At 65.3% G+C, this 3843-nt stretch carries 5 protein-coding genes and 1 pseudogene; 4 read left to right on the top strand and 2 right to left on the bottom strand.

What is annotated here, in order from left to right; genetic code table 11:
- From APH30_RS26395 to pcaC, 4 genes and pseudogenes are all read left to right on the top strand, one after another.
- A pseudogene (locus APH30_RS26395) lies at positions 1-284 on the top strand (alpha-ketoglutarate permease); the annotation flags it as partial.
- A 9-nt stretch (positions 285-293) separates the two neighbouring features.
- Positions 294-1646: a 3-carboxy-cis,cis-muconate cycloisomerase gene (locus APH30_RS26390; RefSeq protein ID WP_054914182.1), complete on the top strand. Its 1353-nt coding sequence runs from the start codon at positions 294-296 to the stop codon at positions 1644-1646.
- A gap of 11 nt (positions 1647-1657) precedes the next feature.
- On the top strand, positions 1658-2449 hold the full coding sequence (pcaD, locus tag APH30_RS26385) for a 3-oxoadipate enol-lactonase (protein WP_054914181.1): 792 nt from the start codon (positions 1658-1660) through the stop codon (positions 2447-2449).
- Positions 2450-2459: 10 nt separating this feature from the next.
- On the top strand, positions 2460-2852 hold the full coding sequence (pcaC, locus tag APH30_RS26380) for a 4-carboxymuconolactone decarboxylase (RefSeq protein ID WP_054914180.1): 393 nt from the start codon (positions 2460-2462) through the stop codon (positions 2850-2852).
- 170 nt (positions 2853-3022) lie between these two features.
- Here pcaC and APH30_RS26375 read toward each other — a convergent pair whose 3' ends face one another.
- The gene (locus APH30_RS26375) at positions 3023-3535 is read right to left on the bottom strand and encodes a DUF962 domain-containing protein (protein WP_054914179.1); all 513 of its coding nucleotides are present in this window, start codon (positions 3533-3535) and stop codon (positions 3023-3025) included.
- Positions 3536-3734: 199 nt separating this feature from the next.
- The coding region (locus APH30_RS28955) for an OprD family outer membrane porin (protein WP_156326716.1) at positions 3735-3843 on the bottom strand (109 nt) is incomplete at its 5' end.

The raw sequence follows: 3843 nt of genomic DNA, 5'->3' as shown, positions 1-3843 counted from the left end.
TGCTGATCAGCCTGGCACTGTGCATCGTCAGTTTCTATACCTCGATCAGCGGCCTGGTGAAGGCCGAAATGTTCCCGCCACAAGTTCGCGCGCTGGGTGTAGGCCTGGCTTACGCGGTGGCCAACGCGGCATTCGGCGGTTCGGCCGAGTACGTGGCCCTGGGGCTGAAGACCATGGGTATGGAGAATACGTTCTACTGGTACGTGACGGCGATGATGGCGATAGCCTTCCTGTTCAGCCTGCGCCTGCCGAAGCAGGCCGAGTACCTGCACCATGATCATTAAGGAAGCTGCATGAGCAACCAACTGTTCGACGCCTACTTCACCGCGCCGGCCATGCGCGAGGTGTTTTCCGACCGTGGCCGCCTGCAGGGCATGCTGGATTTCGAGGCCGCGCTCGCCCGCGCCGAGGCTTCGGTCGGCTTGGTTCCGCACAGCGCCGTGGCCGCCATCGAGGCGGCCTGCCAGGCCGAGCGCTATGACGTAGGCGCCCTGGCCAATGCCATCGCCAGCGCTGGCAACTCGGCAATCCCGCTGGTGAAGGCGTTGGGCAAGGTGATCGCCACCGGCGTGCCCGAGGCCGAGCGTTATGTGCACCTGGGCGCTACCAGCCAGGATGCGATGGACACCGGCTTGGTATTGCAGTTGCGCGCTGCCCTCGACTTGCTGGAAAGCGACCTTGGCCAGCTTGCCGAAACCTTGGCGCAGCAGGCCTTGAAGCACGCCGACACCCCCATGGTGGGGCGCACGTGGCTGCAACATGCCACGCCGGTGACCTTGGGCATGAAGCTGGCCGGGGTGCTTGGCGCCGTGACCCGCCATCGCCAGCGCTTGCAGGCGCTGCGCCCGCGCTTGCTGGTGCTGCAGTTCGGCGGCGCCTCGGGCAGCCTGGCGGCCTTGGGCAGCAAGGCGCTGCCGGTGGCCGAGGCGCTGGCCGAGCAACTGCGGCTGGCCCTGCCGGAACAGCCTTGGCACACCCAGCGCGACCGCTTGGTGGAGTTTGCCTCGGTGCTGGGCATGATCGCCGGCAGCCTGGGCAAGTTCGGCCGCGATGTCAGCTTGCTGATGCAAACCGAGGCTGGCGAGGTGTTCGAGCCTTCTGCGCCGGGCAAGGGCGGCTCTTCGACCATGCCCCACAAGCGTAACCCGGTGGGGGCCGCCGTTCTGATCGGGGCCGCCACCCGGGTGCCGGGGCTGGTTTCGACGATGTTCAGCGCCATGCCCCAGGAACACGAGCGCAGCCTGGGGTTGTGGCATGCCGAATGGGAAACCCTGCCAGAAATCTGCTGCCTGGTCTCCGGTGCGCTGCGCCAGGCCCAGGTGATTGCCGAGGGGATGGAGGTGGATGCCGAACGCATGCGGCGCAACCTCGACCTGACCCAGGGCCTGGTGCTGGCCGAGGCGGTGAGCATTGTGCTGGCACAGCGCCTGGGCCGCGACCGCGCCCACCACCTGCTGGAGCAATGCTGCCAGCGCGCCGTGGCCGAGCAGCGTCACCTGCGTGCCGTGCTGGGTGACGAGCCGCAGGTCAGCGCCGAACTGTCCGCCGAGGAACTCGATCGCTTGCTCGACCCTGCCCATTACCTGGGCCAGGCCCGTGTCTGGGTGGCGCGCGCCGTGTCCGAACATCAACGTTTCACTGCCTGAAGGAGACCGCTGTGGCGCATTTGCAACTGGCCGATGGCGTTTTGAATTACCAACTCGATGGCCCGGCAGACGCCCCGGTGCTGGTCCTGTCCAACTCGCTGGGTACCGACCTGGGCATGTGGGACGCCCAGATGCCGCTGTGGGCCGAGCAATTCCGGGTGCTGCGCTACGACACCCGTGGCCACGGTGCATCGCTGGTCACCGAAGGCCCTTATTCCATCGAGCAACTGGGCCGCGATGTGCTGGCGTTGCTCGATGGCCTGGACATTGCCAAGGCGCACTTTGTCGGCTTGTCGATGGGGGGCCTGATTGGCCAGTGGCTAGGCATTAATGCCGGTGAGCGCTTGCGTAGCCTGACCTTGTGCAACACCGCCGCCAAAATCGCCAATGACGAGGTGTGGAACACCCGTATCGACACCGTGCTCAAGGGCGGCCAGCAGGCCATGGTCGACCTGCGCGATGCGTCCATTGCCCGCTGGTTCACCCCAGGCTTTGCCCAGGAACAAGCCGCAGAGGCCCAGCGTATCTGCCAGATGCTGGCGCAGACCAGCCCCCAGGGGTATGCCGGCAACTGCGCGGCGGTGCGTGATGCCGACTTCCGTGAGCAACTCGGTCGCATCCAGGTGCCGACGTTGATCGTGGCAGGGACAGAAGATGTGGTAACCACCCCGGCGCACGGCCAGTTCATGCAAACCGGTATTGCCGGTGCCGAATACGTCGAGTTCCCGGCAGCGCACCTGTCCAACGTCGAGATTGGCGAGGCGTTCAGCCGCCGCGTGCTTGCCTTCCTGTTGGCTCACTGAGGACCCTGCCATGGACGAGAAACAACGCTACGACGCCGGCATGCAAGTACGCCGCGCGGTACTGGGCGATGCCCATGTGAACCGCAGCCTGGAAAAGCTCAACGACTTCAATGGCGAGTTCCAGGAAATGATTACCCGCCATGCGTGGGGTGACATCTGGACCCGCCCCGGCCTGCCACGTCACACCCGCAGCCTGATCACCATTGCCATGCTGATCGGCATGAACCGTAACGACGAACTGAAGCTGCACCTGCGCGCAGCGGCCAACAACGGCGTGACTCGCGACGAGATCAAGGAAGTGCTGATGCAGAGCGCGATCTACTGCGGCATTCCAGCGGCCAACGCCACCTTCCACCTGGCGGAGTCGGTGTGGGACGAGCTAGGGGTAGAGTCGCGTAGCTGACCCTCACGCGGCACCTGTGCAGGCGCAACTGTCTTTCTCAAAATTTGAAAAGCCTGCGCGGTTCGTTGTGAGAGCGGGCTTGCCCGCGAAGCAGGCGACGCGGTGTCTGGCACCGGCTGCGCCGGTGTTCGCGGGCACGCCCGCTCCCACAGGCCGCTCAGGTGCCACGGTTACATCGAGCGTATGGCAACCGGGCCTGCGTTGCTTTCCACAGCCTGCTTCAGGGCCGGGCACAAGCCCAGCATGAAGGCCGCTTCTGCCACCACGAACAAAGGCCCGATGATCAGGCCACTGATGTCGTCCACAAACGCCGGTTTTCGGCCTTCGTAATAGTGGCCGACGAACTGGATGATCCAGCCCAGCACGAACGCGCCCACCCCGGCACCGAGCCAAAGCCCGGTAGGCTGCACCGCCAGCACCTGGCCAACCCACAGGCACAAGCCCAGCAACACCCCCATCACCAGCCCGAAGCGCAGGTCCAGGCGCAGGTAGAACCAGACCGAAGCCGCTGCCGCCAGCAGGGCCGGGGACAGCCATATGCCAGCAACCTCCCACCCGGGGCGGGACAGCAGGATGGTGACTGCCAGCACGATCATGGGGATGCCGATGAAGTGGGTGACGATGTTGCGCGGGTCGCGGTGGTAACTGGCGTACTGGCTCAGGTGGTCGACGAGCGTTTTCATTGTTGTGCCTCCCTGGTTTGCCTGGGCTGGTCAAGCTGCCTGCCAGGGCCCTGCGCGGCGGTCACACGCCGCGACAGGCCCGGTACAGGCAACGGGTATAGCTCAGGATAGCCCGCAGCCACCACTATCATCAGCGGGGCGAATGGCAGGGGCGCCCCGCGAGCTTATCCAGCGGGGCCATGGCGCACGTTGGCAGGGCTTACAGCAGGTTCAGCGGGTAGCTCACGATCAGGCGGTTCTCGTCGAAGGCGTTGGTGCTGAAGTCACGGCGCATGGTGGAGTTGCGCCATTTCACCGACAGGTCCTTG

It is taken from the genome of Pseudomonas sp. NBRC 111127, assembly GCF_001320345.1.
In the GTDB taxonomy this organism is placed as follows: Bacteria; Pseudomonadota; Gammaproteobacteria; order Pseudomonadales; family Pseudomonadaceae; genus Aquipseudomonas; species Aquipseudomonas juntendi.
This window is presented reverse-complemented; position numbering and strand designations above follow the sequence as displayed.

Coding starts and splice junctions, on each gene's coding strand:
- APH30_RS26390 (WP_054914182.1), top strand. CDS start 294: ATGAGCAACCAACTGTTCGACGCCTACTTCACCGCGCCGGCCATGCGC.
- pcaC (WP_054914180.1), top strand. CDS start 2,460: ATGGACGAGAAACAACGCTACGACGCCGGCATGCAAGTACGCCGCGCG.
- APH30_RS26375 (WP_054914179.1), bottom strand. CDS start 3,535: ATGAAAACGCTCGTCGACCACCTGAGCCAGTACGCCAGTTACCACCGC.